Origin of the sequence: Novipirellula aureliae (assembly GCF_007860185.1) — a bacterium.
Lineage (GTDB): Bacteria > Planctomycetota > Planctomycetia > Pirellulales > Pirellulaceae > Novipirellula_A > Novipirellula_A aureliae.
Genome location: NZ_SJPY01000008.1, coordinates 34,140 through 60,671, shown reverse-complemented (window position 1 = coordinate 60,671; position 26,532 = coordinate 34,140). Strand labels below are relative to the sequence as shown.

The following is a 26,532-nucleotide window of genomic DNA, read 5'->3' as shown; positions in this document are numbered from 1 at the left end:
CCCTCGGTTACAAATGGAAAACAACGGCGGTTAAACCAATAACATGATTGATCGTATTGCACCGACGCTTCGGCCCAGCGGAAGAGCCGACGGAACCCAGCGTTGGGAATCGTTGCTATTCTGCCACTGGGAATTGCCTTCCAACGCACTTCGCAGCGTTCTCCCCAGCCAACTGCAAATCGATATGTTTGAGGGGAGAGCGTTCGTGGGTGTGGTGCCCTTCAAAATGCGTCGCATTAAACCAAGATGGCTGCCGCAAGCGTTCGCATTCAACTTCTATGAAACCAATGTTCGCACCTATGTCGTTCACCGAGGGCGACCTGGCGTCTACTTTTTTTCACTGGACGCAAGCTCTCGTTTGGCCGTTTGGGCCGCTCGCTCAGGGTGGGCACTTCCCTATTTTTATTCCAAAATGAACGATATACGTGATGGTAACCATGCCACCTATTGGAGTGAACGAGCAAGCAGTGGTTCTTCTGCAACTCACTCCGTAAGCTACATCGTCGGCCAGGAACTCGGTGAATCGCAGCCCGGCACCCTGGAGCATTTTCTACTCGAACGCTATCTGTTGTTTGTCGAGCGACGAGGAGCTATTCACGTCGGACAAGTTCATCACCAACCCTATCTTGCTAAGCGAGCCACCGTTCTCAAAATACAAGATGGTCTCATCGCGGCGACCGGATTGCCTGCGGCTGGCAAGCATCCAGACCTAGTTCACTACTGCGACGGCGTTGATGTTGAAGTATTCGGAATCCGTCCGGATACTTAACCCTATTCTCGACAGATCAATTAGTATTCCTTGTTCAATTGTTTCAATACCAAACGAATGAATGCGTTCACTTCACGCGCGTGCGTCAGTGAAATGACGTGACCGCCACCAGCGACGATTTGCGTTGGCGTTGTGTGTCGGATCGGCAATACCATGTCGCGGTCACCGTGAATGTGAAAGATGGGGCAGTCAAATTGCGGTGTGGAATCCCAATCGAGGATTCGCGATAGCGACCACTTAAATACTCTCGGATCGCTGTGACAGAATTGACGGGCCAGTCCGCTGAGGTGTGGAAACCAGCAGCCTAACGCCTTCGATCCAATCGGTACGCAAGCAATCTGCATCAGCCGGACAGGCAGCAGTGAAACGAGTGGCCGCAGCGGACGAGCCCATTTTGCGTATTGCGGCAACTCGTCCGAAGAGCGAATACTACCAATCAGGATCACGGCCAACGGATCGAGGTATTTGGCAACATGCAAAGCCACGATCCCACCGAACGACGCGCCACCAATCACCGCTGGTCCAAACTGCCGCAACTCGCCGGCTAATCGTTTGCTGTAACTGTCAATCGTATCATCTGATTTGGGAACCGGCCAACTCGGCACGACCAGGTTTTCGAACGCGAGCGACTGCAGAGCAAAGACCTCGCAATCCGCAGCGAGCCCTGAAAACAGAATCAGGGGGATTGAGTCACTGTGCATTGCTTACTTCAGTCCTTCTTAACTCCGAAACCACCAACGAATGATCACTACCGTCACGCTTTATGATTTTTGACATGTGGATTGGCTCTCGCATGGGACGGATCGTTCGATACTTCAGTATACTCATTTGTACCAGCCGCAATGAAGGCTTCCATCGCACAACCAAACCGCTCGATCGCTGCCGATGCCGAATCCCTATCGTCCGACGGAAAGCTTACCTTCCAACACTCCTGCCCCGCGCAGGACACATCGTTTTTTTGCAGTCGGCGCGATTTTGCTGATCGTGACCGCGATCGTTTCTTTTCCTGCATTGTTTCTCTTGAATCAAGATTGGCAAATTATCCCAACAAATACGACGCTGAGTGGCATCGAATCCAATGGTCAGCCGATCGAATTGGAAAGCGTGATTCAAGTATCAGTGACGGCAGGATTGTCTAGCTTCGTGATCGCGATTGGATGTTTGGTTGTGGGAGTTCGAAATCAGCGTCACAATCGTCGTCTTAACGCACAAGTATGCGATTGAATCCCCCGCCAACGAAGAGCAGCCAACTTCAATGACAACGGACCATTCCCTCGGCAACGGTGTTTACTACGACATCAATGATTACCCTGGGTTCCTACGGCGATTGGCAGTCCTCATGATCGATTCACTCGTTTTACTATCCTCGCGTCGGTCGCCGACAGTCAACACCGCAAGGAGTCACAACGAGAGAGTAAGGACACACTCTTGATCGCATTAATCGCATCGAGGGGCCGCTCTGTCCAACTTGCGGGCGATCGTGCCCATCAGTCGACATCAGAATAGGTTCGCCCAGGCTCCCACGATCCATGACCCAGGAACTGCTTCACTCGGTCACCCAACGATACGCCACAAAGCTGTTGCAATGCTCCATTGCCGGCATCCGCGTAGTCTGCGGTGTTTAGGAACTGCGGAATCTGCTTCGAAAAGTCTGAAACCAGGTTGCGGAAAAGGACTTGCGAGAGGTGGTAGCTGAGTTCTTGCCCGTCGTCCGGTGAAAAGAATGAGTCACCCGACCAGAACGCGTCAATGGTTTCTGAATTCCAATACGCTCGATGTCGTCTTACGATTTCGTGATCGACAATGAAATAAGAACTGCCAACAGCAGTGTCTTCCATTACCTGCGTAACGCCTTCGTTCAACCAAAGCGGCAACGGTAGGTGACGCAGTAAATTGTGATTGAGTTCGTGGGCGATAGTGCGTTCATGGTCGTCTCCATAAGCCATGCAGAATGCGAAGTGTCCATACCCTCGATCAAGGAATAAGCCTCCCGAGAGAGCAAATTCACCTTCGTCTGGATAGAAGTCGGAGATGTAATCGTAGTAACTGTTGGTGTCCGCGAAGGCCAGTACGACATGTTTACCGAAGCCATCATCGCGTGCGACAACGGGAAGTGCTTTAAGAATTGTTAGTCGGGTATGCTCGCAACTTTCAAGTATCCGATTGGAAAGCCGCACGTCATCTTTCGCAACCAACAGAAACTCCGCAGACTCGGCGATGGTGTAGTCGTCACCCAAAGAGACCCTCAGCATCTCCAGCCATTCGCGAGCCAATTCTGTCCAAACTTGGTTCAGTGAACAATTGCGAACATGTGTATCAACCCATTCGGCAATCGCCGACCAGTTTGGCTGTGGAAAACGCTCCCCGTTCTCAAGTGCGTTTGGAATGGACGGAAGAATGAGTTGCATCGTCAATCAGTCGCAGTGTTCCCAGGACTCGTCAACAAGAATTATCAACGAATGATAGTGTATGCCATCGGCTTCCGCGAGTTCGACCTCGAACCAAGGTGCGCCGAACTTGTCGATGCGCACAATTGTCACTACCGGATCCATGGCGATGATTCGTTCGATAATAGTTGCAGTCGAATCAGAGGTTTCAGTTCCATCCATAATCTCACGTTCACGCTGAGCTAGGTCGCATTCAGGAACAAACATCAACCGGATCTGATCACCAACACGAAGTTTGTTTCGGTCTGGCATTGAAATCAGTTCCGCTGGATCGTAGCGATAATCGGCTCAGTAGCCGATCGGATCAGGACTACCAATTCGTCATCCATGAATGGGTAGTCGTCGGGGATGTCCAACACATGCACTGGCGTCAACTTTGATTCGTCGGGGAAGTCGGCCAAGATTCGTTGTCGGTGTTTGTCTTCCATCACCAAAACCGCGTCTGCCCAAACGATGTCACTCGCTCGAATTGTTTGCACGGCGGACCTCGAGGTGCCGCGTGAGCGAACCGAAATGCGATCGTTGTTACGATAGATCGCTTCCGCCGTTGGACTCCGCCATGGGTTCTTACTGCAAACGAACAGGATGTTGGGACGCTTCATGATTGAACGGCTATTCTGTTTGCCTGTTAAGTTTTCCTAGCGTGCCGGCCAATTCCAGCCGCATTGACTGAGCAGGTTTGCATCTTGCATGATCGTTTCACCGAGTCGCTTTTCAAGTCGGATGGGGACGCAAATCTCGTCCGACTCGAGTTGCTCGACGAGCGGCTGGCTATGGCTTACCACAATCACTTGGCTCCTCTCGGCAGCAAGTGTGATGAGACGTGCGAGCGCGGGAACGAGATCAGGATGGAGACTATTTTCCGGCTCATTGAGCACCATCAACTCGGGTGGACGTGGCGTTAGCAAAGCTGCAACCAACAATAGAAAACGAAGCGTGCCGTCAGAGAGTTCCGCAGCGGTTAAGTCACGCAGCATGCCTGGCTGAGTCAACTTCAACTGCATCCCAGAATCGGTTGTTTGGACGTGAACGCGGGCACCAGGAAAAGCGTCATGGATTGCTCGGTCAAGTGCCTCGCGGTCTCCTACTTCCCGGATCGTCTGAATCGCAGCAGCCAAGTCGCTACCGTCGCCTGACATCACCGGCGTGCGAGTGCCTGCGGACGTCCGACGTGCGGGTGCGTCGGCGTCAGTGCGAAACGTGTCATAAAAACGCCAGGACCGAAGGATGTCTCTGATCACGATCAACTCCGGTGCAGCGAACGGATCTGCATACTCCGATAACATGCTGGCATAGGTCGTGATCGGGAAATCGACATCTTGCCATTTGCCTTTCTCGCTTCGACACCGTAGTGACGACTGCCGACGATCGGCACAAAGTGATTTCGCATCCATTGCAGTGCCACGCCACAAGCATTCGCGTTTGACCTCGGGGTCGCCATCAAACATGGATTGCGAAGGTTGCGGCAGCCCGAGTTCGAGAGAATAGCTGAACGGATCGCCGGTAAAGCCCATTCTCAGACTCACGGGCTTTTTGCGGACGGTGCCTTGGATCGGGACCTCGCCACGAATCATTTCTCTCGTAATGGTCTCGGGACCAGCCCATCTGACGGAGTCAAAGCCACCTTCTTGAGCCAGAGAATGCACGAGTCGTCCATCGGCCGCGTCCGCCAGAAGTCGCAATGCCCGGTACAGATTTGACTTACCCGAACCATTCGCTCCCGTAATGACATTCAGCCACCCAAGTTGCAAAATGATCGAACGAATCGACCGGTATCCGGAAATAGCAAGCCGATCAATCATGGGTTTGGTCTTTCGGATCCATTGTTTTTCGTTCATCGAAATACTTAACAAATAAACGCTCGGACCGGAACCCGGTGATCAAGGCGTTCGCAAAGTAGCCAATAGCCGCGTGAAGGTGCATCCCCAGTGTTGCTCCCAGTAGAAAAGCAACGACTAGAAATATCTCGTTGACGTTGACGCCAAGAGCATTGTTCGGATTGAGATCACGAACAAAATTGAACAAGAATACAAAAAATGCGACCATCGAGGCGATGACAATCGCGAACACGATCAGTAAGAGAACCCACCATCGATCCCAAAACGCAAGCTTTCTCGCGACGGATTCAACGTCGTCCCAATCCGATTGTTTCTTGCCGATCAAGTTGCGTATCATGTCAGTGAAAAGATGTTTGCGAGATTTTCAAAATCGTGACTTCGCCACGCTTGAAGAGACTAAGCCGTTCTGCGACGAGTGCCAGTATACCGAATTTTTCAGAGAACCCTTGCATCATCTTGTGGTACAAAGGAAGTCTGGACCGGCTAACAACAGAAACGGCTCTACATCAGTTATCGCCCCGTTTGATGCTGTCTTGCGGTGATTTCAGTAGTGGATCTTGTTAACGGCGTGTCGATTTAATCAGCCCGACTCGTCTTATTGTTTAACGACAAGCCGTAGGCGACCGTTTGCGGAATAGCTGACGCCTTCGGCTAAGCGTTAAACGATTAAATCGACACGCCGTTAAAGATCCCATGTGAAGATAAAGGTGTCAGGACTCATTTCTTGGTGAAGATAAAGGTGTCAGGACTCATTTCTTGGCAATCGTGAAGATAAAGGTGTCAGGACTCATTTCTTAGCAATCGGAAGATAAAGGAAGATAAAGGTGTCAGGACTCATTTCTTGGCAATCGAGGAAGATAAAGGTGTCAGGACTCATTTCTTGGCAATCGAGACTCGTTTGGTAGCTTTTTCTTCGGGCGTCCCCGAGGGCGTAAGGTTGACTCAAGGTCCAAGCGACGTGCGATTGACTCCACCCATCCTGGTTCCCCAAGCGGACTACCGCGCCGGATCGACCAACGGATTGAATCGATTTCTTTTTCATCAAGAGGCTCATTGACCCGTCGAATCCAATTCGCTTCGCGTGGAATCGGCCACGGAGTTAACAATCGAGGCAACGGTTCACTTGATCGACTCCAGCGATACAACGAACCCCAACGCCAATCTTCGGCATCCTTCACTAGTTTGGCGCGTTTCGCGTTACGCTCAACGTATCGGCACAAAACCAGGAAGTGATCGTCATCCTGAACCGGAAAACTTTTGAATCGGCCTTGATAAACATGTCCCTCCCCTGCGGTTTTGTAATGGGCATGATAACGCATCGTATGCGTCAGGCTAACCCAACGCAAGAAGTCGCTCATTCCGCCATCTACAGTGGGTTGAAGTACAAAGTGCCAATGATTGGGCATTAGTTGATAGGAAAGAATGCGACAGGAGGACCGCGTCAGACCTTCGGCGAGGATGTTTTCAAAAGCCTCGTAATCTGCATCCTTCTTAAAAATCGTCGACCGGCCATTGCCTCGATTCAAGGCATGGTAAATCGCATCTTTCTCGTCAGCACGTTTAGGCCGGGGCATGTCAATAGAATAATACCAATCAAACCGCTGGTAAAGAGTCCTGACACCTTTCCATCTGCAATAGAATAATACCAATCAAACCGCTGGTAAAGAGTCCTGACACCTTTCCATCTGTCAAACCGCTGGTAAAGAGTCCTGACACCTTTCCATCTGTCTAAAGAGTCCTGACACCTTTCCATCTGTCAGACGATTAAACACGAAGTGCTCAATGCGTTCTGCATCGTGACCGACGCACACCTTGATCACGTATTGAAAGAAACCGCCATCTGGTACAGCACCGAACGTTGTCACAGTGCCCGGGATCATTTGCCTCCGGTGCGTGAAGGCGATCCGGTGGCGACTGTGAAGTTCCGTGTCTAGCGACAATTAGTTTTCCCTCCCGGCGACAATTAGAATTCCCCTGTTGAGCTGATCTGGCGGCGTGTTTCACGACGGAGCGTTTCCCGAATCAGCGACAATTAGAATTCCCTTGTTGGGCAATTCAATAGCATCATCTCGGTTCACCCCTTTTCAGGAGACCGCGATGACCACGGATGGACAAGTTCTTGAACTTAGGCGATGGCTAGCTGTTGGCAAGTCACTCGCCGCTTCTGCCAGGATGGCTTCGATGGATAATAAAACTGCGCGGTCTTACCGTGATGACGAGCGACTTCCCTCCGAGCGTAAAAGCGACCGCAACTACCGAACTCGCATTGATCCCTTTGCCGAAGTCTGGCCCGATATCGAGCGAACGCTCCAAGCCGAACCACGACTCAAGGCAAAAACGCTCTTCGACGATCTACAGCGAATGCATCCCGCCGAGTTTCCTGACTCCACGCGCCGAACATTTGAACGTCGCGTCGCAGCGTGGCGGTCTCTGCATGGGCCAAACAAAACGGTATTCTTTCCCCAGGATCATCATCCCGGCAGATTCGCTGCCAGCGATTTTACTGTCTGCAATGAACTAGGGGTCAAGATCGCGGGATCCCAATTCAATCACAGCCTCTTTCACTGTGTCCTGACCTACAGCAACTTCGAATCGGTGTCGCTCTGTTTTTCCGAATCCTTTGAAGCACTAAGCGAAGGTATTCAAAATGCGTTTGCGAAGTTTGGCGGTGTACCACAGCAACATCGCACCGACTCTCTTAGTGCGGCAGTTCGTAACCACTCGGATCGGACGACACTTACCAAGCGGTACGCAGCATTGATGGATCACTACGGTTGCACAGCCCAACGAACCAACGCACGCTGTGCTAACGAAAACGGCGATGTCGAATCGCAGAATGGGCATCTTAAAGATCGAATTGACCAAGGTTTATTGCTGCGTGGTAGCCGTGACTTTGCAGACCGCGAAGATTACATGAGATTCGTTCAAAGCATCATCGAACGAGCCAACGCAAATCGTCAAGCTAGGTTTACGCAAGAACGTGAGGTACTGAGTCGATTACCCGTCGAACGGTTAGACACAGATGACTGCCTCGGAGGCATTCGCGTAAGTAAAAGTAGTACGATCACCGTTCGTGCCAACACCTATTCGGTCCCCAGTCGTTTGATCGGTGGCAAGGTCGATGTGCGAATCAGCGCGGAAACAATCACCGTCACCCATCAAGGCCGATTGATCCAAACAATGCAGCGGCTTGTCGGCAAAAAGGCGGCCAGTATCAACTATCGACATGTCATTGATTCGCTCGTCCGAAAACCTGGTGCCTTTGCCGATTACCGTTACCGCGAAGAGATGTTCCCGAGCAGCCAGTTTCGCTTCGCCTACGACATGCTCAGGTCCAACCACAGCGACAAGGTCGCCGACAAACTCTATCTGCAAATCCTGAAGCTTGCTGCCGACGAAAGTCAGCAAGCTGTCGAGGATGGACTGCGGGTTCGTATGGCCTCCGGTGAAGCGATCGATCTGGATCAGCTGCGTCAATCGGTTGCCGATGCCAATTCACTTCCGGCGGTTACCGACATTGATGTCGAGCCGCCGTGCCTTAGTGACTTTGATTGTTTACTTTACACGTTTGACAAGGAAGGTTCTAACGATGACTACGACGACCACCAAGACACGCCGCAAGACGACGGCGGCCTCTCGGGTAGCAGCCAAATCCGGCAAGATCGAAACATTGACGACGCAGTTCCGCGAACTTCGGATGCCGACGTTCCGGGATCAATTCGTGGCAGCGGCGACGCGAGCCGAAGCGGAGAACTTGAGTCACTTAGATTATCTTTTGGAGTTGACGACGCTGGAGTGCGAGACACGCCGCGAAGGACGGATCAAACGGCTGATGACTCGTTCGAGTCTTCCGCTGGGCAAGAGTTGGCAATCGTTTCAATTCGATCGCTTGCCGATGAATGTGCGTCGCCAACTGGAGACACTTCGCGACGGGACGTTTCTAAACCGCCGGGAGAACATCCTGCTGTTTGGCAAACCCGGTTCGGGAAAGAGCCATGCCTTGTGCGCGCTGGCCGAGCAACTCGTGCTGCAAGGCCGGAGCATGTTGTTCACGACTTGCAGCTTGTTGGTGCAGCAACTGTTGATGGCCAAGCGGGACTTGCGACTTCCGAAGTTGATCAAACAACTGTCATCATTCGAGGGACTCATCATCGACGACCTGGGCTACGTGCAGCAGAGTCGAGAAGAGATGGAAGTGTTGTTTACGTTACTGGCCGAGCGCTACGAGCGAGGCAGTGTGCTGTTGACGAGCAACTTGGCATTTTCGTGGAAGATAAAGGTGTCAGGACTCATTTCTTGAGAAGATAAAGGTGTCAGGACTCATTTCTTGTGGAAGATAAAGGTGTCAGGACTCATTTCTTGGCAATCGTGAAGATAAAGGTGTCAGGACTCATTTCTTAGCAATCGAGACTCGTTTGGTAGCTTTTTCTTCGGGCGTCCCCGAGGGCGTAAGGTTGACTCAAGGTCCAAGCGACGTGCGATTGACTCCACCCATCCTGGTTCCCCAAGCGGACTACCGCGCCGGATCGACCAACGGATTGAATCGATTTCTTTTTCATCAAGAGGCTCATTGACCCGTCGAATCCAATTCGCTTCGCGTGGAATCGGCCACGGAGTTAACAATCGAGGCAACGGTTCACTTGATCGACTCCAGCGATACAACGAACCCCAACGCCAATCTTCGGCATCCTTCACTAGTTTGGCGCGTTTCGCGTTACGCTCAACGTATCGGCACAAAACCAGGAAGTGATCGTCATCCTGAACCGAAAAACTTTTGAATCGGCCTTGATAAACATGTCCCTCCCCTGCGGTTTTGTAATGGGCATGATAACGCATCGTATGCGTCAGGCTAACCCAACGCAAGAAGTCGCTCATTCCGCCATCTACAGTGGGTTGAAGTACAAAGTGCCAATGGTGAAGATAAAGGTGTCAGGACTCATTTCTTGGCAATCGTGAAGATAAAGGTGTCAGGACTCATTTCTTAGCAATCGAGACTCGTTTGGTAGCTTTTTCTTCGGGCGTCCCCGAGGGCGTAAGGTTGATTCAAGGTCCAAGCGACGTGCGATTGACTCCACCCATCCTGGTTCCCCAAGCGGACTACCGCGCCGGATCGACCAACGGATTGAATCGATTTCTTTTTCATCAAGAGGCTCATTGACCCGTCGAATCCAATTCGCTTCGCGTGGAATCGGCCACGGAGTTAACAATCGAGGCAACGGTTCACTTGATCGACTCCAGCGATACAACGAACCCCAACGCCAATCTTCGGCATCCTTCACTAGTTTGGCGCGTTTCGCGTTACGCTCAACGTATCGGCACAAAACCAGGAAGTGACCGTCATCCTGAACCGGAAAACTTTTGAATCGGCCTTGATAAACATGTCCCTCCCCTGCGGTTTTGTAATGGGCATGATAACGCATCGTATGCGTCAGGCTAACCCAACGCAAGAAGTCGCTCATTCCGCCATCTACAGTGGGTTGAAGTACAAAGTGCCAATGATTGGGCATTAGTTGATAGGAAAGAATGCGACAGGAGGACCGCGTCAGACCTTCGGCGAGGATGTTTTCAAAAGCCTCGTAATCTGCATCCTTCTTAAAAATCGTCGACCGGCCATTGCCTCGATTCAAGGCATGGTAAATCGCATCTTTCTCGTCAGCACGTTTAGGCCGGGGCATGTCAATAGAATAATACCAATCAAACCGCTGGTAAAGAGTCCTGACACCTTTCCATCTGTCTAAAGAGTCCTGACACCTTTCCATCTGTCAGACGATTAAACACGAAGTGCTCAATGCGTTCTGCATCGTGACCGACGCACACCTTGATCACGTATTGAAAGAAACCGCCATCTGGTACAGCACCGAACGTTGTCACAGTGCCCGGGATCATTTGCCTCCGGTGCGTGAAGGCGATCCGGTGGCGACTGTGAAGTTCCGTAAGGAGGAAGTGGTTTGTAGAGACCGTCTGGGCGGGCATCTAAAGTCATATTTTCGACTGGCTGCTTGAGTCAGCATCGTGACAGCTCGTTCCACTCTCACTCGCTCGCGACACTCTGATCTCAAGATATCGGTGTGATGCCTGCTGCGCGGTGCGGCCATTTTGAACCGGCATTTTATCGACACCGCTGAATTTTGGTTCGATCTCGATCCAGAATTCGACCGCAGACGACAAACCAACCTCAGATTTCACCGACCTAAATGCTCGTTCGACTTGTTTGACCACACGCGGTGGTGCTCTGTGGATCCAAGAAAATGAAACGATTCACATAATGAAACCCAGAAGACGTCTTGGTGTAGGGTTAGAAGAAATTGAAACGCACGGCCCCGCTGCGGAACTCGTCGAATGTTGGTGGCATTCGTGATTCAATTTCACTTGGCTTGTCGCGTGCTCGTCTTGAACATCGAAGCCGGAAGGCCCGCCTTGTTGTACAGATTGGCAAGATCGGCGTTGGCTGCCCAGGCATAGCGGACTTCGGTGGGTTGCTTGATTTGAGGATGCCATACGGTCACGCTATCCGGGCCGGTGATTTCCGCCTTCGCCCAGACCCATTGGTTGTCGTCGCCACAGATTTGGAATCGCTCGAGGGGCTCATTCGTTTCAACGACCGGGTCCATCAGATGTTTTTTACCGGTCATAAGACCACCGTGGGCGTGGTCGAATGTGATGATGACTTTGTCACTTTCAATTCGGGAGTCTCGGAAGAGCGGGCCGCTAAATACGATGTCTTTTTTGCCATACGCTTTGTTTAATGCCCACAGCGAAAGGCGTTTGCCGGCATCAAATTTGTTTTTGGGGTGTACGTCGGTGGCGTCGCCGATATCGTTGAGGACTGCCATGCCGGTGTTGGGAAGCTTTAACGCATAGCGTTGGCCGTCTTTGACAAGCGCTTGGCCAACTTCATCACCAACCGGCTGGTCGTTCACAGGCTTGTAGGACGCCAGCTGACACCAGAGAAAGTGCAAATCATCTTGGCCCCAAGCTTTGCGCCAGCTAGTGATGAGTGCGACCATCCGGTTACCGTACTCTTTGGGGAAGTGATTTGAGTTACTTTCGCCTTGGTACCAAAGGAACCCGCGGATGCCGTAGGTGGCCACCGGGTGAATGATGCCATTGTAGAGCGTGCAGGGTACGCTTTTGTCTTTGGTGGGTGCCACGGGTCGGCGAGGTTCGCGACCAGCGTTCTTGCCTTCGGCTTTTCTTTTCTTCCAAGCTTCCAATGCATTCTTGTAGTCCGCACGCGACTGGTTTTCGTCCCAGAGACTCTCCGCGTTCTGATGTTTGGCGATCTGGCTACGGTAATACTCTTGGGAAGTGGAAGAGAGCTCAAATGCTTCGCGGGGCATCCATGCTTCAATAAGCGTTCCGCCAAGATTGCAGCTCAGAAACGCCACGGGCACATCCAGTTCACGTCGCAGCTCGCGAGCAAAGAAATACGCGGTGCCAGAGAATTCGTTGACATCACCAGCAACCGCTTTTGACCAATGGCCGCGACCTTTGAATTGAGGGGCGTCTGCATTCATCTCGGGGCCGCTGCGAAACTGGCGGAGCAACGGATCGTTGGCAGTGGCTGCCTCATTGCGCAGGTAATCGACAATCGGTTGATGTTCTTTTTGATTGGCGTCCCCGACCAACATGCGGAAAGGACGATACATGTTGGATTGCCCGCCGTTGAGCCAAACCTCTCCTACCAGCACATCCTCAATGGAATGTTCGATCCGATCATCACCCTGAGTGACATTGATTGTTAAGACACGAGACTCGGCCGACGCCTCCATCGGACTGAGCTTCAGACGCCAGTTTCCCGCTTCGTCGGATTGAGTTTTAACAACCTGCCCGGCAAACGAAACTTCAACCGTGGCGTCTGCATCGGCTTTGCCCCAAACCGGCACGTCCATCTCGCGCTGCAACACCATGTGGTCGGAGAACACGGCGGGCAAATCCAATTCGACGGCCGCGGCCGAGGTCGAGAACACCAAAACGCAAAGTGCAAGAAAACATTTCATAGGGGTTTATCGCTGCTTGAAGTTGTAGTCAGAATGCAGTTGGTTTGATTTGGGAACGCGAAATCATTATCGCACAACCGGTGGCGTAAATAAACTCAGCCGACAATAAAACACGAAAAAGAATGGTACTTTAAGCTCTGTGAACAAGGTTCCTCAGCTGAACTGACGTGCTTAGTCGCGTCGGCAGTCTTCCCGCAACCGTTCTCACCGGAACGGCGACAAACGCTGATCGCTCAGGAGCTTGTCAATGCTGGTTTACATTTCGTTTCGCACCAATGAGCCTTTCGGGTTTTCCAGACTACCGAGACGCCGATGAAATTCATTCTGCAGCCGTGGCAGTTAATGCTGATCATTCTTGCCAGTTCGGTCAATCGACAACAACAAGAAGTCATTGAGTACCTCCGCACGGAGAATGCCGTTCTCAAAGAGAAATTTGCTAAGAAGCGAATCTTGCTGACCGATGATCAGCGACGTCGATTGGCAGTTAAAGGCAAAATCCTCGGACGCAAAACACTCGAGCAGTTTGAGACTCTGTTCACAGCGGACACAATCATGCGATGGCATCGACAATTGGTTGCCAATGGGTGGGACTACTCCGATCGCAAAGAGAACAGTGGCCTGAACTTCGGCTACTCGTACTCACTTCTGGACTGGCACTTTTCCCGGTCACCCCCAGAGGTTTTTATCCTACCTTCGTCGCATCGCCGCGAAGTCAAAGTCATATTGGTTATTTCACGATTCCGTGTCCGGAGATGCAGCAACTCCATTGAACTCGACTTGGGTGTCCACGATGCGGATCACGCTCCCCGGTTTATTGAGTGTGTACTTAAAGCCGTTGACCGTCATGACTTCGTTTTCGAGCGTGATATTGTATCGCCCATTGGCGCTCTCGAAGAAATTGGTTGTGATTCCTGTATCATCATCCTGGTTAGTACCAGACGTTCCGCCTATAGGCTCCTCTGATGCATCGACACTCGTCAATGTGTGGGAGCCAAGTGTCGTTTTGTGCTCCGGAACGGCGTCGCATCCGACGAAGGTCAAAAGGATGATGAAGCAAAGCGAGAATACCGCTGGAGGTTGCATTTTAGGGTCAGGATTGTAGATTGGTGCTTTTTGTTTCGACATAACAAATTGCGATCTATGCGGGTTTGCATAGATGCAGAGCAGCATAGATCGTGCGTTGAGCTTCTCCGCGTTCTAGGGGTTCCGCAAGCCTTTTGCAGAATCAATCATGCCAACACTCACGACTCGCTCGGCTCACGCTTGATTGTAGTGCCTGCATTGGGGCAGTTGCAAGTGTTATGATCCGAAACAAGAACGCCACACAGGCTAACGTGTGGCGTTGTCGGGCTACGTCGCGGGCTGATCATCCGCTTCCGCTTCTCTGAGCGCGTTGCGCCAACTGCCGAACGTCCGTTTGACGGCGAGTGCCATGTCGCGGTTCTCCAAACAAACGTCCGAGAACTTCATGCTTCGTCCGGCTGAGTGTCTCTCTTTGATCCAGTGCAACAACGTGTCGCGGTTCATGTGCGGCGGGCGGCGGCGGGAGACGTTGACAAACCCGAGAAGCGACAAAGTCACCAGCACACTCGGTCCAGCAGAAGCGAATAATAGAAGTGCCAGAACCAAACTGAAAAGCAGTTCTCCAGGTTCTGAAATCCCGACAAAGAGTAAAGGAAGCGATGGTAAACTACACGTCACCAACGAAATGTTTCGTGAGCGTTGCCTCGGCTCGTCAATCGTTAAGCCACCGGCAACGCCTCCCAGCAGCCCACTGATTGCAGCGAGAAGTGGGTTGCCAAACAATAGAAACCCATCGAACACGCTACCGAGTCCAAGCAGTCGACTAAGTGGATCGGTCAGCACAATGATTGTCAAGCAGAAAGCAATTGCTGCAGCCAACGACGCGGTGGCCATGCCGCCTAGCAAAGCTGCCGTGTAACGGAGGATGCGACCAACCTCAGTACCCGAACTTCTCGAAACGGGCTGAGAGTCACTCAAGACCGATGATTTATACGGGTTGTTTGTGCTATCGGGCAACGACTCTGTGGTCGCTGGCATCTTGTGTCGTAGACCCACTTGTTCAAAACTCTGCTAATGAAATTGTTGTATGGTTTCACAATGTAAAGTATCTTTGCAACACCTCTGGCTTTATCAGCATCCTCGGCGCGCGGTGGTCGAAAGGGTTCGAACATGCTCGGCTCACGTGTGGGGATTCCCGATTGAAGCGTCAATTGACGTCAGCATTTCCAATTAAGTCCTCAGCTTCGCGACGCAACGCAATCAGTTCAGTGGCAGCATTTCCGTGAACATGGACTCCGACTGGCTGACTGTTCTGATCGATTAATGAAGTGGCGTTCGCCAGTGTTTTCCTTGCTGTCGCTTGATCGCCTAATTGCCACTGAAGCATCGATTGCCACAGTAGGGATTCGGTGTTTCTTTCACGCTGCTTTTCCTCAATAGCGATGGTCGTTAGTTGAAAGACGTCTCTGATCACTCCGCATTCTTTTCGAGCAAACCTTGAAGCCATGGATTCGCGAATGGAGAGGCTCCATCGGCCATCCGAACAAATGCTGCAAATTCCTCCCACTGTGGGTACAGACGCGTAAGCATCGTCGATTTGATAGGACAGAATTTTCCCCAATGGGGCCTCGCGTTGAATTGTTTTATCATCGTTTGCGCGACTTCATTCGCAAAGGCTTCAAAGCCTTGTCGTTCCGCAGGTCGCGCGTAACTAATAAAGCTGAGCGTGTACCACGGCTCATCCCCACCTGAAGCAGGTGAGACCAGCGTATCGTCGGGCAAGACACGACGAATACAGATCGGATAGTGATGCACGTATTTTTCCGATGATGACTTCGATGCGTAGGTTGTTAATAGATCGCGAGCTGTCTCGATCGCTGAATTGAGGTGTCGTCCCGCGACGAAGGTCTCGACTTCGATATGCCGAAACCGCTCGTGCTGCATCGTCAATTGTCGATCGGAACGATCCACGACTTTCCAGTTCTGAGGAATTAGCCGGGGAATGAGATGTCGGTAGGCCAGCTTCGTGCAGCGACTTGGCAACCAGCGCGCGAGTATGCAAATAAAAAGATGGAAGACTGTGTCCATCCCCAGCGACCAGAACCAGCGATAGGCAATCGCATGCCAACTATGCGTTCGATTCGATTCTCTGCGATGTTGGACAAAGTAGTCCCATCGCCAGGGAACGAGATAGAACTGTTGCAAAGGGTATTCGGCCTCTTTCGCTAACACTTCTTCGAGCGAGTTGTATCGCTTGAGATGCTCCTCGATTCCATACTGTTCTCGTACGGGAAGCACTACTTCGGTAATGATTCCAAGGCATCCCAGAGAACAGCGTGCCGCGCGGAGTAGCCTTGGTTGGCCTGAGTTAATCGAGCACAGCTTTGCCTTGCTGTCGCCATCGCCGAAGGTTGCAATCCGAACGCCAAGTACAAAATGCGAGAAACTTTCTTTTCCCGAGCCGTGAGTGCCTGTGGAGATCGCCCCCGCGACAGACTGTTCGTCGATCAAGCCAAGCGTTGGCAGGGTCAGTCCATGAAGTTGAAGCATGTGAATGACCTCTTTGATCTGACATCCTGCACCAACGCGTACGGCCGATACCCCCTCAAATTTCTCCAGCGACAATACGTCGAAATGATTCATGTCGACCAGCGCCCCGTCGGACTGTATGACGTTGCTCCAAGAGTGCAATCGTCCGATCGCACGAATATTCTCGTCACGATTTGCGTCAAGAAACGCCAGTAGCTCCGACTCAGATTTGGGGCAACAGTACTTTGCCGGCTCGATTTGGAGGTTGCGACCGAAGTTCTCAATCATGGGTTTTGTCTTTTTCCTCAGCTTTTTCCTCTGCGATCGAGCGCGTGTTCGGTTCCTCTCTCTTCGATTTCATATCGTGCCTCGCTTTCTCGGTTTCTTTCAATCTCTCAATGATTTCAGGATCGATCCGCCAGTCGGCTGTTGGGGTTCGTCGGACCAATACCAGTTTCTTGATTTCTGCTTTCTTACGGTCGACCTCAAGTCGAACGGTACCCTCAATTGTCGAACGAAGAGGATCATTTGGATCTGGCAGGAATCGGTTCAAGCCGGCAGTAAGCAGCGGAGTTACGAATGAAACAAGTCGGGCACACTTAGCTGCCCGCGAGAACGTCTTTCAGTGTTGGTTATTCTCCTGCACTGCAAACCTTGCTTCAAGCAACTTGCTGAGCTCGTCACCGCGTGCTGATACGGAGACAACGTTTCCGTCGCGATCAACGAGGATTGCTGTCGGAATGGAATGAACTTCATATCGGATTGCCATCGGATGCTTCCAGCCTGCTTCGTCTTGGAACAAAGATAGCCACGGCAAACCTTCCGTTTTGACATAGTCTTCGGCGACTTGTCGATTCGAGTCTAAGCAGATTCCAACCACCTCAAATCCTTGCTCGTGAAATCGCTCGTACTGTTTGAGAACATTTGGGATCTCCGAGCGACAAGGGCCGCACCAAGATGCCCAGAAATCGACCAGCACAATCTTGCCCTGGTAGTCTTGCCAGCTAAAGTCCACACCCGATAGCGTTTCGCCATCGAGTTCGATCGGCTTGCCGATCATGTTGAACTTACTCTGCAATCGGTCACGGTACTTTAGAAGCGAGGTCGTCATCCGTTTCACCATTTCGTCCTCAACAGACTGCAGCGTCTCAATTGCGAGATCGTAGACAACGATCGCATTATCGTATTCACCGAGCTGTTCGAATTGGCGACTCAGATCGGAGGCAAAGGCGAGCACTAAACGCACTTTCAATGGATCATCGGCATCGCTGAGCAACCCACGAGTGTCGTCCATGAGTTTCTGTCGCTCGTCCGGTGTCGTGGAATCGATTGTTTTTGATCGCTGTTCTAGCTCTCGAATGCGATTGACCAGTTTGATGAATTCCGGGTCGGGTCTCTTCGCAACGGATGCAATGCTCGCGGGCGTTTTCAGTTCAATCCCGACACTGGATTCCGCTTCAACAGGCACGTATTCCATTTGTTGTTTCAATTCATGAAACGTTACCTTTACCGTGGTCCCGGATGTGTTCAATGCATGAATTCCAACCGACACGGCGTTGGCAGTGGGCAGCGTTGCGGTTCCCATTTCATTCCACGATCCATCGACATCACGCACAAGTCCGCAACGAAGAACGCAGCAAAGCAAAACGTACCAAGATAGCACCGAAGTAGCACTGCAATTCACAATTTGCAATTTGCAATTTGCAATTACCTCGTCGGTGCCGGCGTCGGGGAAGATGGAATTCCGTCAAAGTGGATCGAAGGGATCGCTGAGTATCCCCGCAGCGTTCCATGGATGCGAAACCTTGGCGAGCATTTGGCCGTAGTGGATCTTGTTAAAGTTCCCTCGCAACAAGGATCTTTAACAAGATCCACTACTAAAGTTCCGACCATCAATCCAATTGCAGTTTTGCTTCGCAATCTGCTTTTCCTGTTCATTGTTCTTTTTCACGGCTTCCGCCGTCTCGCCTCACCATACAAATGAATGAGGATCGCGACCAAATCGAAGCCAACCTACGCTTGCATGTGGATCGACTTGCGGGATTGATCAGCGTACGCACTTTGAAGAAGCCAAAAACGATGGAAGCAACCATCGGTTATATCGAAGGAGCGATTATGGGCTTTTGCAAATGCTTTGCGTTCCGCTACGAGCATGCAACAAAACGAGGCGATGAAATCACGAAAGGCGTTCATGGAAAGATTCCGTGAAGAACGCAAATTAGCACCAACGCCCGACGAGCCCGCAACTGCAATTGAGAGTATGAAGGAATTGCTTGGCTATGCCGTAAAACAGTTCGCGGAGGGCACGGGGCGGCATCGAGTCCAGATGCAGTACATGGAAGTCTTTGATAAAGAGGTCGCCAAAAACTTCATTCAAGCAAGAGGGCGGTCGGGGAAGGTACCCTCTGCGTCTCTGCGATCTCCGCGTTTCGATCGGATTGCTGGTGTTATTTAACGCAGAGGGCGCGAAGACGCAGAGGGCCGCAGAGAAATATTTGAAATGAATCAGATTCTGTTATCACTGCATTTGCCGTTGGCTGGCTTGGTATTTGCGTTCACGTACTGCATCCTGGCCATCGAGTTGAAAGCCGGGCATGTCCGCACGAGGTCGCTCGATCAATCGTTTTGCACCGACTCGGATCAACTCCAACGCTTCATGGTAGCTTGCTGAATCTTGCTGACGAAGTGTCACCAAGCAAGGACTCATTTCGGGACGAGTGAAACTGATTTGCGATGCCTGCTTCTGGTCCTTCAGATTGATACCGGTCAATTCACTGAGCATGGTAAGTTCTTGCATGTTCAGCGGTGATCGACCATAGCGATTCTTGGGATATGCACTGGCGTACTCCGGATAGTAGGGGGCATTAATATCGATCCAGGTAACGATTCGATCAAATGCTTCACGATCAAGCTGAATGTCTTTGTCGATGTCCGCATCTTCATGCCCATCTTGTAGGACTGCGGCCAGCCGACTAGCGTGCGATCCCCAACTCTTCGGCAGCTGAATCGTCGCCGGACCGGCTCCGACGGCGTGGACCATTGATTTGCTTCGCAATTCTAGATAGGACGTGTTGAAAACCAACCCCAGATCTCCGGCAAGGTTCAACTGCTCGCCAGCGACTTGGTCATAATCGTGACAGGAAATACAGTGCTTGTCGAAGACCGGTTGGACGTCTCGGTTGTAACTGAAAGCTCGTGTTGCTCCATACCATGGTGTCAACTCATTTGGCTGACGCTTCATCGCTATTGCTCTGCCACCCGGTGGAATACTTTGATGTCGGTTGTCGTGACAGCCAACACAACCGGTCGTTTCGCCTGGTCGTACCATCGTGCCACTGCGCATCGATTGGAGCATCATGCCATTTTCGTCCAACAATTGAAAATAGACAAACCTATCTGCTGGAATGCGAAAGTAAGCACTACCGTCGCTTTCCACCGGAACGGTCCCCAAAATACGCTTATTGTTGAAATCGTCAAACGCCATGGCGGGCGCTTGCGTGCCGCTGCCGTTCCAGGATTCAGGAGTCCAGAATCGCTTCTCGGGCACCTCGACCACTCGCAACCATTTCACCGTTCCGCGTTCAATCTGCTCCATTCCCGAACCCACATACACATCGACGACATAAAACGTACCCTCTTGTTTTGCTAAGTCGATTCTTGATGGCAAAGCGACTGGCTTAGGTCTTGGTGCGAGCGGCATGGGGTCGAAGCAACCGGCGTCTTCACTATGAACCAAAATCTCATTGCCAAACAAATCCACCAGATAGATTCCCATTCTTTCGCCTTCGCCGGTCATCCGTGAACACAAGAAATAGTTTGCCGACAACGGGTAGGGATCTTCATATTTAGGTTGGACTTTTTTGAATGTGTCATAATTGCCAACGTCGACAAGATCGATCGCCGATTCCGGCCATGTGCGCAGCACCGCCTGCTTGCCGTCCAAGGCGCGACTCGGGTCGATTAACGCCAACGCACCCCAGGGGCGATCATGGCAAGAGGTGAAGGTCGCTAAAATGAGATCGGTACCGGGAACACTGCATCCCTCTAACACGCCGCCGGGCGAGGCGGTATTGTTTCCGTAGACAATAGCATGGTTGGTGCCGTCGGGATTGACAACCCATAGCCCCTGAGCATCACCAAAGTTGCGATCAACATATTCCCAGCGATCGTACATCACTCGTCCATCGCTCAGCAGCGATGGATGACCTTCATGCAATGTGCTGTGCCCGATTTGATCCAGATTGCTTCCGTCCAAATCCATCGTGAACAGATTGCACATAATGTGGCGATTGCACTGACAGTACTTCGGCTCGCGAGTGGAGCTAAATAGAATCTGACCATCAGCCAGATAGATCGGGTCGATGTCCGAAATGCCTTCGCCACTGGTCAATTGTTGTCGCTCAGAACCGTCAGCGGCAAGTTGGTAAAGATGGTAGTCGTCGCTAGGGTTCAGTCGCATCGAAACGAGAATCGATTTGCCAGTGAAGCAAACATCGGGATCGCGCACGATCCCTTCGGGCAAATCGACCAACGTCGTGACTTTGCCGTCTTGGGAAAAATCAATCGTCTTCAGTGCACCGCCCCCTTGAAAACTCGCTTCATTGATCTCACCCGTTTGAAACATCGTGGCGCTGTTGTGATGATCGCGTTTGTATTGATGCCGAGTCACAAACAGAAGTGGTTGCTCGCACAGCAGCGGATTAGCCAGTAACGCATCGTGGCGCAGTTCAGAACACGCAATCTGCAATTGCTCCAACTCGGCGGCACTCGTTCTTTTCGACACTAGCATTAATTCACTTTCGAGTGAATCAAGACGGGCTGCGTAGCCTTGGCCGCTTCGGTAACGATCTCCAAAGGTGTCGATCAGGTCGTTGATCGCTAGCTCCAACGCATCGCATTGCTGCTGCAACTCATCGATACGCTCAGACGCAGTTGGCTGAGCGAACGAAGTCGGCGATGTCAGCAGACCCGCCGCGCTGATGACGAGCAAGACAATGATTTGACGCCAGAACTTTGGTCGAGAAGTAGAGCGAAACATGGCTGGTTACGGGGGGCAATGGGATTAGCGGTAGGAGCGTTGTCTTTGCTTGATTCGAATGTTGAAATTCATTGTAGACGATTTCAGTTGCAGGGTCGGTAGCAAAGCAATCTTCATGGCCGCGTGCCCGCAATGTCGTTCTGCTCTCCGCTCGGACAGCAGAACGACAATCGCACCAAATCATCTCTTCACGATATGCGGCATACACGCATTTCTCGCCTTTCTGATACCTGCGTCAATTAGGGTTCTTCATTGCTAATTCGCGATCAATACGCTGGTACGTGTCTGTTTGGAGCATCAACGGGTGGACAGTCTCATCCACCCGATGTTTAGAGCTGCTACCATGTTTAGAGCTGCTACGATGTTATGGCCTACCCCTACATCTATTTCCACGCGTCTTTACTGCCTACCCGAAGATGGAGAATTGTGATGAAGTTTCCTGTCCGCGCATCCCTGTGGTTTGCTTGTGTTGTTACTTTCCTGCCCTGGTTTAGCTCGTCGGGCGCTGTCTTCGCTGAAAGTGTCGAAGGCAGATTTGTAACCATCACTCTGCCTGGAAACAGTCGAACGCTTTCTGTTGCCGAAGTACAGGTCTTCAGCGGTGAAAAGAACGTAGCGTTGGGGAAAGAAACCAAGCAAACCTCGACCGCGCACGGTGGCGTTTCTGCGCGTGCTGTGGATGGCGATACCAATGGCAATTGGACTTCGGGTAGCGTTACACACACCGTCAATGATCTACCCACGCCGAGCTGGGAGGTTGATCTCGGAGAGTTGGTGGAAATCGAGAAGATAACGATCTGGAATCGCGACGGTTTTGAATCCCGCTTGAAGGACGTTCAAACTCTCGTGCTCGACAGCGACCGCAAAGTCGTTTGGGGCGCCGTCGTGCGCAGCCCCCAAACGGGCCAGACCGTCCTCGATGTCGCCGAAACCAAGAGTGCCGTCAAAGTCGGCCGAAAGGTTGCCAAGCTGAAAGAAAGCAAAAATGCCAAAGCTGCCCGGCCTACCAGCAGGGAACCCGCAGTGCCCCTGCCGGAAGAAAACGGCGGCGTGCTCAACGGCCCCTTGATGAAGGGCGGCCACCATGCCAGCGGCGAAGGCGATCGTGAATCACTGCGACTAGCCATCGAAGACCTGATCAACACCTACGGCGACAAATACGCCAAAGGAGAAGAATTCTTGAGTCGGCTCGATGCGATGGACAACGAAAAAAGTGAAGAGTTTGCGGCGCTTAAAAAAGAGGCGTTGTTAGCCAACCCGCTTTTGGACTTTGACCACCTGCTGATGGTCCGCAGTAAGAAGGGCAAGCGATTCTCTGCGAATTGGCAAACTCGCGTTTCTTGTGGTCCAGCGGGTGGATTTGACGACGAATTGGTGGTCATGTCGCCGATTTGCGATGGCGAGATCAAGACTGTCTACAAACCGGACGGTGGCAAGTTTGTCGGTGATGTGGATTTGCATTTTGATGGCGACCGATTGTTGTTCGCCTCCCATTGCGACATAAACGAACTGAGCGCTGCTCCAGGTAAAGGTATGGGGTATGCCGTGTTTGAACAGAAGATCGATCCCCGTAGCGGCGAGCCGCTTGGCAAGCCACAGAGGGTCACTCCGGACATGGGCGCCGACATCGATTGCTATGACGCCTGTTACCTACCCGATGAACGAATTATCTTCGCCTCGACCGCTAGCTATGAAGGCGTCCCGTGTGTTGGAGGCAAGTCTTACGTCGCCAATTTGTACCGCATGAATCCAGATGGAACAGGTGTTCGTCGGCTGACTTTTGACCAGGATGCGAGTTGGCATCCGGCGATGATGGAAAGTGGCCGCGTCATGTATGCTCGCTGGGAATACACCGACTCGGCTCACTATTTTAGCCGCGTATTGATGACGATGAATCCGGACGGAACGGACCAAAAGGCGTTCTATGGCAGTAACTCCTATTGGCCAAACAGCATCTTCTTCGCCAGACAGATCCCAGGCCACAACACTAAGTTCCTGGCGACGGTGACTGGCCACCATAGTAATCCGAAGGGTGGGGCGTTGTGTTTGTTTGACGTCTCGAAGGGGCGTCAGGAGGCCGACGGCGCCGTCCAACTGATCACCGGCCGAGGCAAAGAAGTTGAGCCGCTGGTGATTGATAATTTGTCTAAAGTGTATAGCCCTATGTTCTACACCCCCTACCCATTGAGCGACAAATATTTCCTGGCGATGACGGGCAACTCCGTCTACCTGCTCGACGTATTTGACAATATGTTGTGTTTGAAAAAAATGGACGGTGAGGGAGGCTACTTCGAACCGCTTCCACTCCGCGCTACAAAACGCCCGCCGATCATGCCGGACCGGATCAACTTGGAGAGTCAAGAGGCCACAGTGCTGATCAACGATATTTACGAAGGACCAGGACTGCAAGATGTCCCCCGTGGCACTGTGAAAGGCCTGCGGGTCTATCGTTATGAATACGGCCCGCGTCACAAGGGAGGCCATTATTCGATGGCGATGGAGGCTGGTTGGGACGCGAAGCAGGTCCTCGGAACCGCGCCAGTCGAGGCGGACGGATCTGCTAGTTTTACCGTCCCAGCCAATACGCCCTTTGCAATGCAACCGCTCGACGAGCAAGGTAAGTCGCTCCAACTAATGCGAAGTTGGACGGTGGCGATGCCCGGTGAGAGGCTTTCGTGTGTCGGCTGCCACGAAAGCCAAAACATGCCTCCAGTGCAACGACGCGCCACAGCCATGCTGCGTGCACCGAGCGAACTGGAATCGTTCTACGGGTCGACGCGAGGATTCAGCTTCCAACGAGAAGTTCAACCTGTGCTTGATACCTATTGTGTGAGCTGTCACGATGGATCGCACAACATGACGCCAGACGGCCATGATAAGGCGGGACGCTATCAGGTGGCTGATCGCATCATCGGAACCGGACCGAACACAGGCCGCAAGTTCGCCGAAGCCGGCATCCCTGATCTTTCCAACGCGAAGGCCGCCCACGCGATGCTTCATCCCTATGTTCGTCGCAACGGTCCCGAAGGTGATTATCATCTACTGACCCCGCTTGAATTCCATGCCGATACGAGTGAACTCGTCCAAATGCTGCAAAAGGGACACCACAACGTGGAGCTTGATCAGGAAGCGTGGGAACGCCTCATTACCTGGATCGATCTGAACGCTCCTTATCATGGCACGTGGAGCGAAGCGGGAGCGAACGCAACCGTTCTCGAGCGACGAAAGGAATTGCGTCGGATGTACGATTTGGTCAGCTATGATCCAGAGGAAATACTTAACCCTTACGAGAAGGCGAAAAAGATCGTCCTTCCGAAACCGCTTGAACGCGACGTCGTCCAGCCACGACCCTCGCGCGTCGGTGCCCATCAGCAGAAGACACTTGACTTCGAGCTTGGTGATGGAGTGACAATGAAGCTTGTCAGTGTGCCATCGGGTGAGTTCTCGATGGGAAGCAACGACGAAACGCCCGTCGAGCAACCAATCTCACGCGTCGCGATCAGCGAGCCATTCTTCATCGGAGCCACTGAAGTGTCCCTGGAGCAGTTTCGGCAGTTTGATCCCGAATATCTTAACGGCGTCTACGATATGCACTACAAGGACCAGGTTAAGCGGGGTTATTACATGAACCACATGCAGTACCCGGTGATCCGTGTCTCATGGGACAAAGCAAAGGCGTTCTGCGATTGGCTCTCAGAGAAGACCGGTCGCAAGGTGACGCTGCCTACAGAGGCTCAGTGGGAATGGGCCTGTCGAGCTGGAACCGATACGCCGTTGTCCTTCGGCGACCTCGATACTGATTTTTCCAAACACGCCAACCTTTCGGATATCTCGGTCCAACAGATGGCGGTCAAAGGTGTGGATCCCAAACCAATGAGCAACCCCAATCACACGGTTGATTTCAAGTTGCAAGACCCTCGATCAGACGACGGGACACTTCACCTTGCCAAGGTCGGCAGTTTTGAGCCCAATGCGTGGGGGGTGTTCGATATGCATGGTAACGCTGCCGAATGGACACGATCAGATTACGTAGCGTACCCGTATTCCGAAGGTGACGGACGCATCAATGACAGCGGAGAGAAAGTTCTCCGTGGTGGCTCCTGGCACGATCGCCCGTTCCGGGCCACCTCCAGCTATCGGCTGGGATACCCCGCTTGGCAAAGGGTTTATCACGCCGGGTTCCGAGTGGTTGTCGAATAGACGCGGACAGGAAGTTCGTGAATTGCGGCCACGCCGTGCGGTCAAAAAACTCAGCCGAGCATTAGACACTGCGAAAACCGGTCATTCAAGCTATCGACATCGACGGATCTCGGACGCAAAACACTCGAGCAGTTTGAGACTCTGTTCACAGCGGACATGACCCTGCGATGGCATCGACAATGGGTTGTCATGGAGCTGAAAACACGGCGAGTCAATTTCGCGCTCCTGCACCACGAATCTGAACGAGGCGTGGATGAAGACAATTGCCAGTGAGTTGACCAACCATGAAGATGGCTTTCTCAAAGACAAAAAGTACTTGATCATGGACCGGGATTCAATGTTCAGCAAGGCGTTTCGAGACTTCCTACGCGGGCGAAGGCGTGAAGCCAGTTCGGCTACCACCGCGCAGCCCGAATTTGAATGCCTTTACAAACTGATTCTCTTTGGTGAGACCGCGGCGAGACAAGCTGTGCGGGGTTTCCTCGTTCATTATCACACTGAAAGAAACCACCTGGGTTTGGGCAACGAGCTCATCGTGGCGATGAATCGTCCGCCTGACATCGATAGCGGTTGAGAGGATACCTGCGATGCCTAAAAAACCTACCATCTAGTAGACAAAATTCTAAAGTCCACCCACCGATTCTTCGGAGGAGGCTTAAATAAAAACAGAAGGGGGGCGTCCTCGCTT

The 26,532-nt window shown here is 52.1% G+C and carries 21 protein-coding genes and 3 pseudogenes; 9 read left to right on the top strand and 15 right to left on the bottom strand.

Features of this window, described 5'->3' with window-relative positions; all coding sequences use genetic code 11:
- Nucleotides 1–43 precede the first annotated feature (43 nt).
- The gene (locus Q31b_RS22610; RefSeq protein WP_146601945.1) at nucleotides 44–769 is read left to right on the top strand and encodes a YqjF family protein; all 726 of its coding nucleotides are present in this window, start codon (nucleotides 44–46) and stop codon (nucleotides 767–769) included.
- A 20-nt stretch (nucleotides 770–789) separates the two neighbouring features.
- On the opposite strand, the gene Q31b_RS22605 is transcribed toward Q31b_RS22610, so the two are convergent.
- Nucleotides 790–1,470, bottom strand: coding sequence for an alpha/beta fold hydrolase (locus Q31b_RS22605; RefSeq protein WP_146601944.1), 681 nt, complete (start codon nucleotides 1,468–1,470; stop codon nucleotides 790–792).
- Between the two features lie 184 nt (nucleotides 1,471–1,654).
- Between Q31b_RS22605 and Q31b_RS22600 the strand changes: the two genes are divergently transcribed.
- Nucleotides 1,655–1,993 (top strand): hypothetical protein, encoded by a 339-nt coding sequence (locus Q31b_RS22600; RefSeq protein WP_146601943.1) that lies wholly within the window; start codon nucleotides 1,655–1,657, stop codon nucleotides 1,991–1,993.
- 263 nt (nucleotides 1,994–2,256) lie between these two features.
- On the opposite strand, the gene Q31b_RS22595 is transcribed toward Q31b_RS22600, so the two are convergent.
- From Q31b_RS22595 to Q31b_RS22570, 6 genes are all read right to left on the bottom strand, one after another.
- Nucleotides 2,257–3,177, bottom strand: coding sequence for a hypothetical protein (locus tag Q31b_RS22595; protein WP_231617771.1), 921 nt, complete (start codon nucleotides 3,175–3,177; stop codon nucleotides 2,257–2,259).
- Nucleotides 3,178–3,183: 6 nt separating this feature from the next.
- Complete coding sequence (locus Q31b_RS22590) at nucleotides 3,184–3,468, bottom strand: hypothetical protein (protein WP_146601941.1); 285 nt, start codon at nucleotides 3,466–3,468, stop codon at nucleotides 3,184–3,186.
- Nucleotides 3,469–3,473: 5 nt separating this feature from the next.
- Nucleotides 3,474–3,818 (bottom strand): low molecular weight protein tyrosine phosphatase family protein, encoded by a 345-nt coding sequence (locus Q31b_RS22585; RefSeq protein WP_146601940.1) that lies wholly within the window; start codon nucleotides 3,816–3,818, stop codon nucleotides 3,474–3,476.
- Nucleotides 3,819–3,854: 36 nt separating this feature from the next.
- Entirely contained in the window at nucleotides 3,855–5,018 is a 1,164-nt protein-coding gene (locus Q31b_RS22580) for an AAA family ATPase (RefSeq protein WP_146602123.1), read from the bottom strand.
- A complete protein-coding gene (locus tag Q31b_RS22575; RefSeq protein ID WP_146601939.1) occupies nucleotides 5,011–5,391 on the bottom strand; it encodes a hypothetical protein in 381 nt (126 codons plus the stop codon). The genes Q31b_RS22580 and Q31b_RS22575 overlap by 8 nt, the downstream gene beginning before the upstream one ends.
- A gap of 529 nt (nucleotides 5,392–5,920) precedes the next feature.
- Nucleotides 5,921–6,628, bottom strand: a complete 708-nt coding sequence (locus Q31b_RS22570; protein ID WP_146601938.1) for a transposase — start codon at nucleotides 6,626–6,628, stop codon at nucleotides 5,921–5,923.
- Nucleotides 6,629–7,151: 523 nt separating this feature from the next.
- Here Q31b_RS22570 and istA point away from each other — a divergent pair.
- Both istA and Q31b_RS29725 read left to right on the top strand, forming a co-directional pair.
- A pseudogene (istA, locus tag Q31b_RS29730) lies at nucleotides 7,152–8,252 on the top strand (IS21 family transposase); the annotation flags it as partial.
- 220 nt (nucleotides 8,253–8,472) lie between these two features.
- Nucleotides 8,473–9,354 (top strand): ATP-binding protein, encoded by an 882-nt coding sequence (locus Q31b_RS29725; RefSeq protein WP_390622345.1) that lies wholly within the window; start codon nucleotides 8,473–8,475, stop codon nucleotides 9,352–9,354.
- Nucleotides 9,355–9,437: 83 nt separating this feature from the next.
- Here Q31b_RS29725 and Q31b_RS22560 read toward each other — a convergent pair.
- The 3 genes and pseudogenes from Q31b_RS22560 to Q31b_RS22550 form a co-directional block, all read right to left on the bottom strand.
- A pseudogene (locus Q31b_RS22560) lies at nucleotides 9,438–9,959 on the bottom strand (transposase); the annotation flags it as partial.
- A gap of 62 nt (nucleotides 9,960–10,021) precedes the next feature.
- The gene (locus Q31b_RS22555; RefSeq protein ID WP_146601935.1) at nucleotides 10,022–10,729 is read right to left on the bottom strand and encodes a transposase; all 708 of its coding nucleotides are present in this window, start codon (nucleotides 10,727–10,729) and stop codon (nucleotides 10,022–10,024) included.
- Between the two features lie 690 nt (nucleotides 10,730–11,419).
- Nucleotides 11,420–13,054 (bottom strand): sialate O-acetylesterase, encoded by a 1,635-nt coding sequence (locus tag Q31b_RS22550; protein ID WP_197172100.1) that lies wholly within the window; start codon nucleotides 13,052–13,054, stop codon nucleotides 11,420–11,422.
- A 312-nt stretch (nucleotides 13,055–13,366) separates the two neighbouring features.
- On the opposite strand from Q31b_RS22550, the gene Q31b_RS22545 reads away from it, so the two are divergent.
- Nucleotides 13,367–14,017: a hypothetical protein gene (locus tag Q31b_RS22545; protein ID WP_146601934.1), complete on the top strand. Its 651-nt coding sequence runs from the start codon at nucleotides 13,367–13,369 to the stop codon at nucleotides 14,015–14,017.
- 387 nt (nucleotides 14,018–14,404) lie between these two features.
- Here Q31b_RS22545 and Q31b_RS22540 read toward each other — a convergent pair whose 3' ends face one another.
- The 4 genes from Q31b_RS22540 to Q31b_RS22525 all read right to left on the bottom strand — a co-directional run bounded on the left by Q31b_RS22540 (nucleotide 14,405) and on the right by Q31b_RS22525 (nucleotide 18,269).
- Nucleotides 14,405–15,115 (bottom strand): hypothetical protein, encoded by a 711-nt coding sequence (locus tag Q31b_RS22540; protein ID WP_146601933.1) that lies wholly within the window; start codon nucleotides 15,113–15,115, stop codon nucleotides 14,405–14,407.
- A gap of 169 nt (nucleotides 15,116–15,284) precedes the next feature.
- Nucleotides 15,285–15,551: a hypothetical protein gene (locus tag Q31b_RS22535; protein WP_146601932.1), complete on the bottom strand. Its 267-nt coding sequence runs from the start codon at nucleotides 15,549–15,551 to the stop codon at nucleotides 15,285–15,287.
- A complete protein-coding gene (locus tag Q31b_RS22530) occupies nucleotides 15,548–16,894 on the bottom strand; it encodes a D-arabinono-1,4-lactone oxidase (RefSeq protein WP_146601931.1) in 1,347 nt (448 codons plus the stop codon). The genes Q31b_RS22535 and Q31b_RS22530 overlap by 4 nt, the downstream gene beginning before the upstream one ends.
- A gap of 334 nt (nucleotides 16,895–17,228) precedes the next feature.
- Nucleotides 17,229–18,269, bottom strand: coding sequence for a TlpA family protein disulfide reductase (locus Q31b_RS22525; protein ID WP_146601930.1), 1,041 nt, complete (start codon nucleotides 18,267–18,269; stop codon nucleotides 17,229–17,231).
- Nucleotides 18,270–18,586: 317 nt separating this feature from the next.
- On the opposite strand from Q31b_RS22525, the pseudogene Q31b_RS29720 reads away from it, so the two are divergent.
- Both Q31b_RS29720 and Q31b_RS22510 read left to right on the top strand, forming a co-directional pair.
- Nucleotides 18,587–18,715 (top strand): annotated as a pseudogene (locus Q31b_RS29720) (peptidase M28); the annotation flags it as partial.
- A gap of 61 nt (nucleotides 18,716–18,776) precedes the next feature.
- Nucleotides 18,777–19,061, top strand: a complete 285-nt coding sequence (locus Q31b_RS22510) for a hypothetical protein (protein ID WP_197172097.1) — start codon at nucleotides 18,777–18,779, stop codon at nucleotides 19,059–19,061.
- 63 nt (nucleotides 19,062–19,124) lie between these two features.
- Here the strand turns inward: Q31b_RS22510 and Q31b_RS22505 are convergent, their stop codons facing one another.
- Nucleotides 19,125–21,644: an HzsA-related protein gene (locus Q31b_RS22505; protein WP_146601927.1), complete on the bottom strand. Its 2,520-nt coding sequence runs from the start codon at nucleotides 21,642–21,644 to the stop codon at nucleotides 19,125–19,127.
- 429 nt (nucleotides 21,645–22,073) lie between these two features.
- Here Q31b_RS22505 and Q31b_RS22500 point away from each other — a divergent pair, with 429 nt between their 5' ends.
- Nucleotides 22,074–25,844, top strand: coding sequence for an SUMF1/EgtB/PvdO family nonheme iron enzyme (locus tag Q31b_RS22500; RefSeq protein WP_197172094.1), 3,771 nt, complete (start codon nucleotides 22,074–22,076; stop codon nucleotides 25,842–25,844).
- Between the two features lie 253 nt (nucleotides 25,845–26,097).
- Nucleotides 26,098–26,418, top strand: a complete 321-nt coding sequence (locus tag Q31b_RS22495; protein WP_146601925.1) for a hypothetical protein — start codon at nucleotides 26,098–26,100, stop codon at nucleotides 26,416–26,418.
- The last annotated feature ends 114 nt before the right edge of the window (nucleotides 26,419–26,532 follow it).

Bases quoted from the DNA above. Each gene is read 5' to 3' on its own strand.
- Q31b_RS22590 (WP_146601941.1), bottom strand. From the start codon at position 3,468: ATGCCAGACCGAAACAAACTTCGTGTTGGTGATCAGATCCGGTTGATG.
- Q31b_RS29725 (WP_390622345.1), top strand. From the start codon at position 8,473: ATGGACTGCGGGTTCGTATGGCCTCCGGTGAAGCGATCGATCTGGATC.
- Q31b_RS22575 (WP_146601939.1), bottom strand. From the start codon at position 5,391: ATGATACGCAACTTGATCGGCAAGAAACAATCGGATTGGGACGACGTT.
- Q31b_RS22495 (WP_146601925.1), top strand. From the start codon at position 26,098: ATGAAGACAATTGCCAGTGAGTTGACCAACCATGAAGATGGCTTTCTC.
- Q31b_RS22530 (WP_146601931.1), bottom strand. From the start codon at position 16,894: ATGATTGAGAACTTCGGTCGCAACCTCCAAATCGAGCCGGCAAAGTAC.
- Q31b_RS22550 (WP_197172100.1), bottom strand. From the start codon at position 13,054: ATGAAATGTTTTCTTGCACTTTGCGTTTTGGTGTTCTCGACCTCGGCC.
- Q31b_RS22555 (WP_146601935.1), bottom strand. From the start codon at position 10,729: ATGCCCCGGCCTAAACGTGCTGACGAGAAAGATGCGATTTACCATGCC.
- Q31b_RS22545 (WP_146601934.1), top strand. From the start codon at position 13,367: ATGAAATTCATTCTGCAGCCGTGGCAGTTAATGCTGATCATTCTTGCC.
- Q31b_RS22610 (WP_146601945.1), top strand. From the start codon at position 44: ATGATTGATCGTATTGCACCGACGCTTCGGCCCAGCGGAAGAGCCGAC.
- Q31b_RS22595 (WP_231617771.1), bottom strand. From the start codon at position 3,177: ATGCAACTCATTCTTCCGTCCATTCCAAACGCACTTGAGAACGGGGAG.
- Q31b_RS22500 (WP_197172094.1), top strand. From the start codon at position 22,074: ATGAAGTTTCCTGTCCGCGCATCCCTGTGGTTTGCTTGTGTTGTTACT.
- Q31b_RS22505 (WP_146601927.1), bottom strand. From the start codon at position 21,644: ATGTTTCGCTCTACTTCTCGACCAAAGTTCTGGCGTCAAATCATTGTC.
- Q31b_RS22585 (WP_146601940.1), bottom strand. From the start codon at position 3,818: ATGAAGCGTCCCAACATCCTGTTCGTTTGCAGTAAGAACCCATGGCGG.
- Q31b_RS22605 (WP_146601944.1), bottom strand. From the start codon at position 1,470: ATGCACAGTGACTCAATCCCCCTGATTCTGTTTTCAGGGCTCGCTGCG.
- Q31b_RS22510 (WP_197172097.1), top strand. From the start codon at position 18,777: ATGAAATCACGAAAGGCGTTCATGGAAAGATTCCGTGAAGAACGCAAA.
- Q31b_RS22580 (WP_146602123.1), bottom strand. From the start codon at position 5,018: ATGATTGATCGGCTTGCTATTTCCGGATACCGGTCGATTCGTTCGATC.
- Q31b_RS22600 (WP_146601943.1), top strand. From the start codon at position 1,655: ATGCCGAATCCCTATCGTCCGACGGAAAGCTTACCTTCCAACACTCCT.
- Q31b_RS22570 (WP_146601938.1), bottom strand. From the start codon at position 6,628: ATGCCCCGGCCTAAACGTGCTGACGAGAAAGATGCGATTTACCATGCC.
- Q31b_RS22540 (WP_146601933.1), bottom strand. From the start codon at position 15,115: ATGCCAGCGACCACAGAGTCGTTGCCCGATAGCACAAACAACCCGTAT.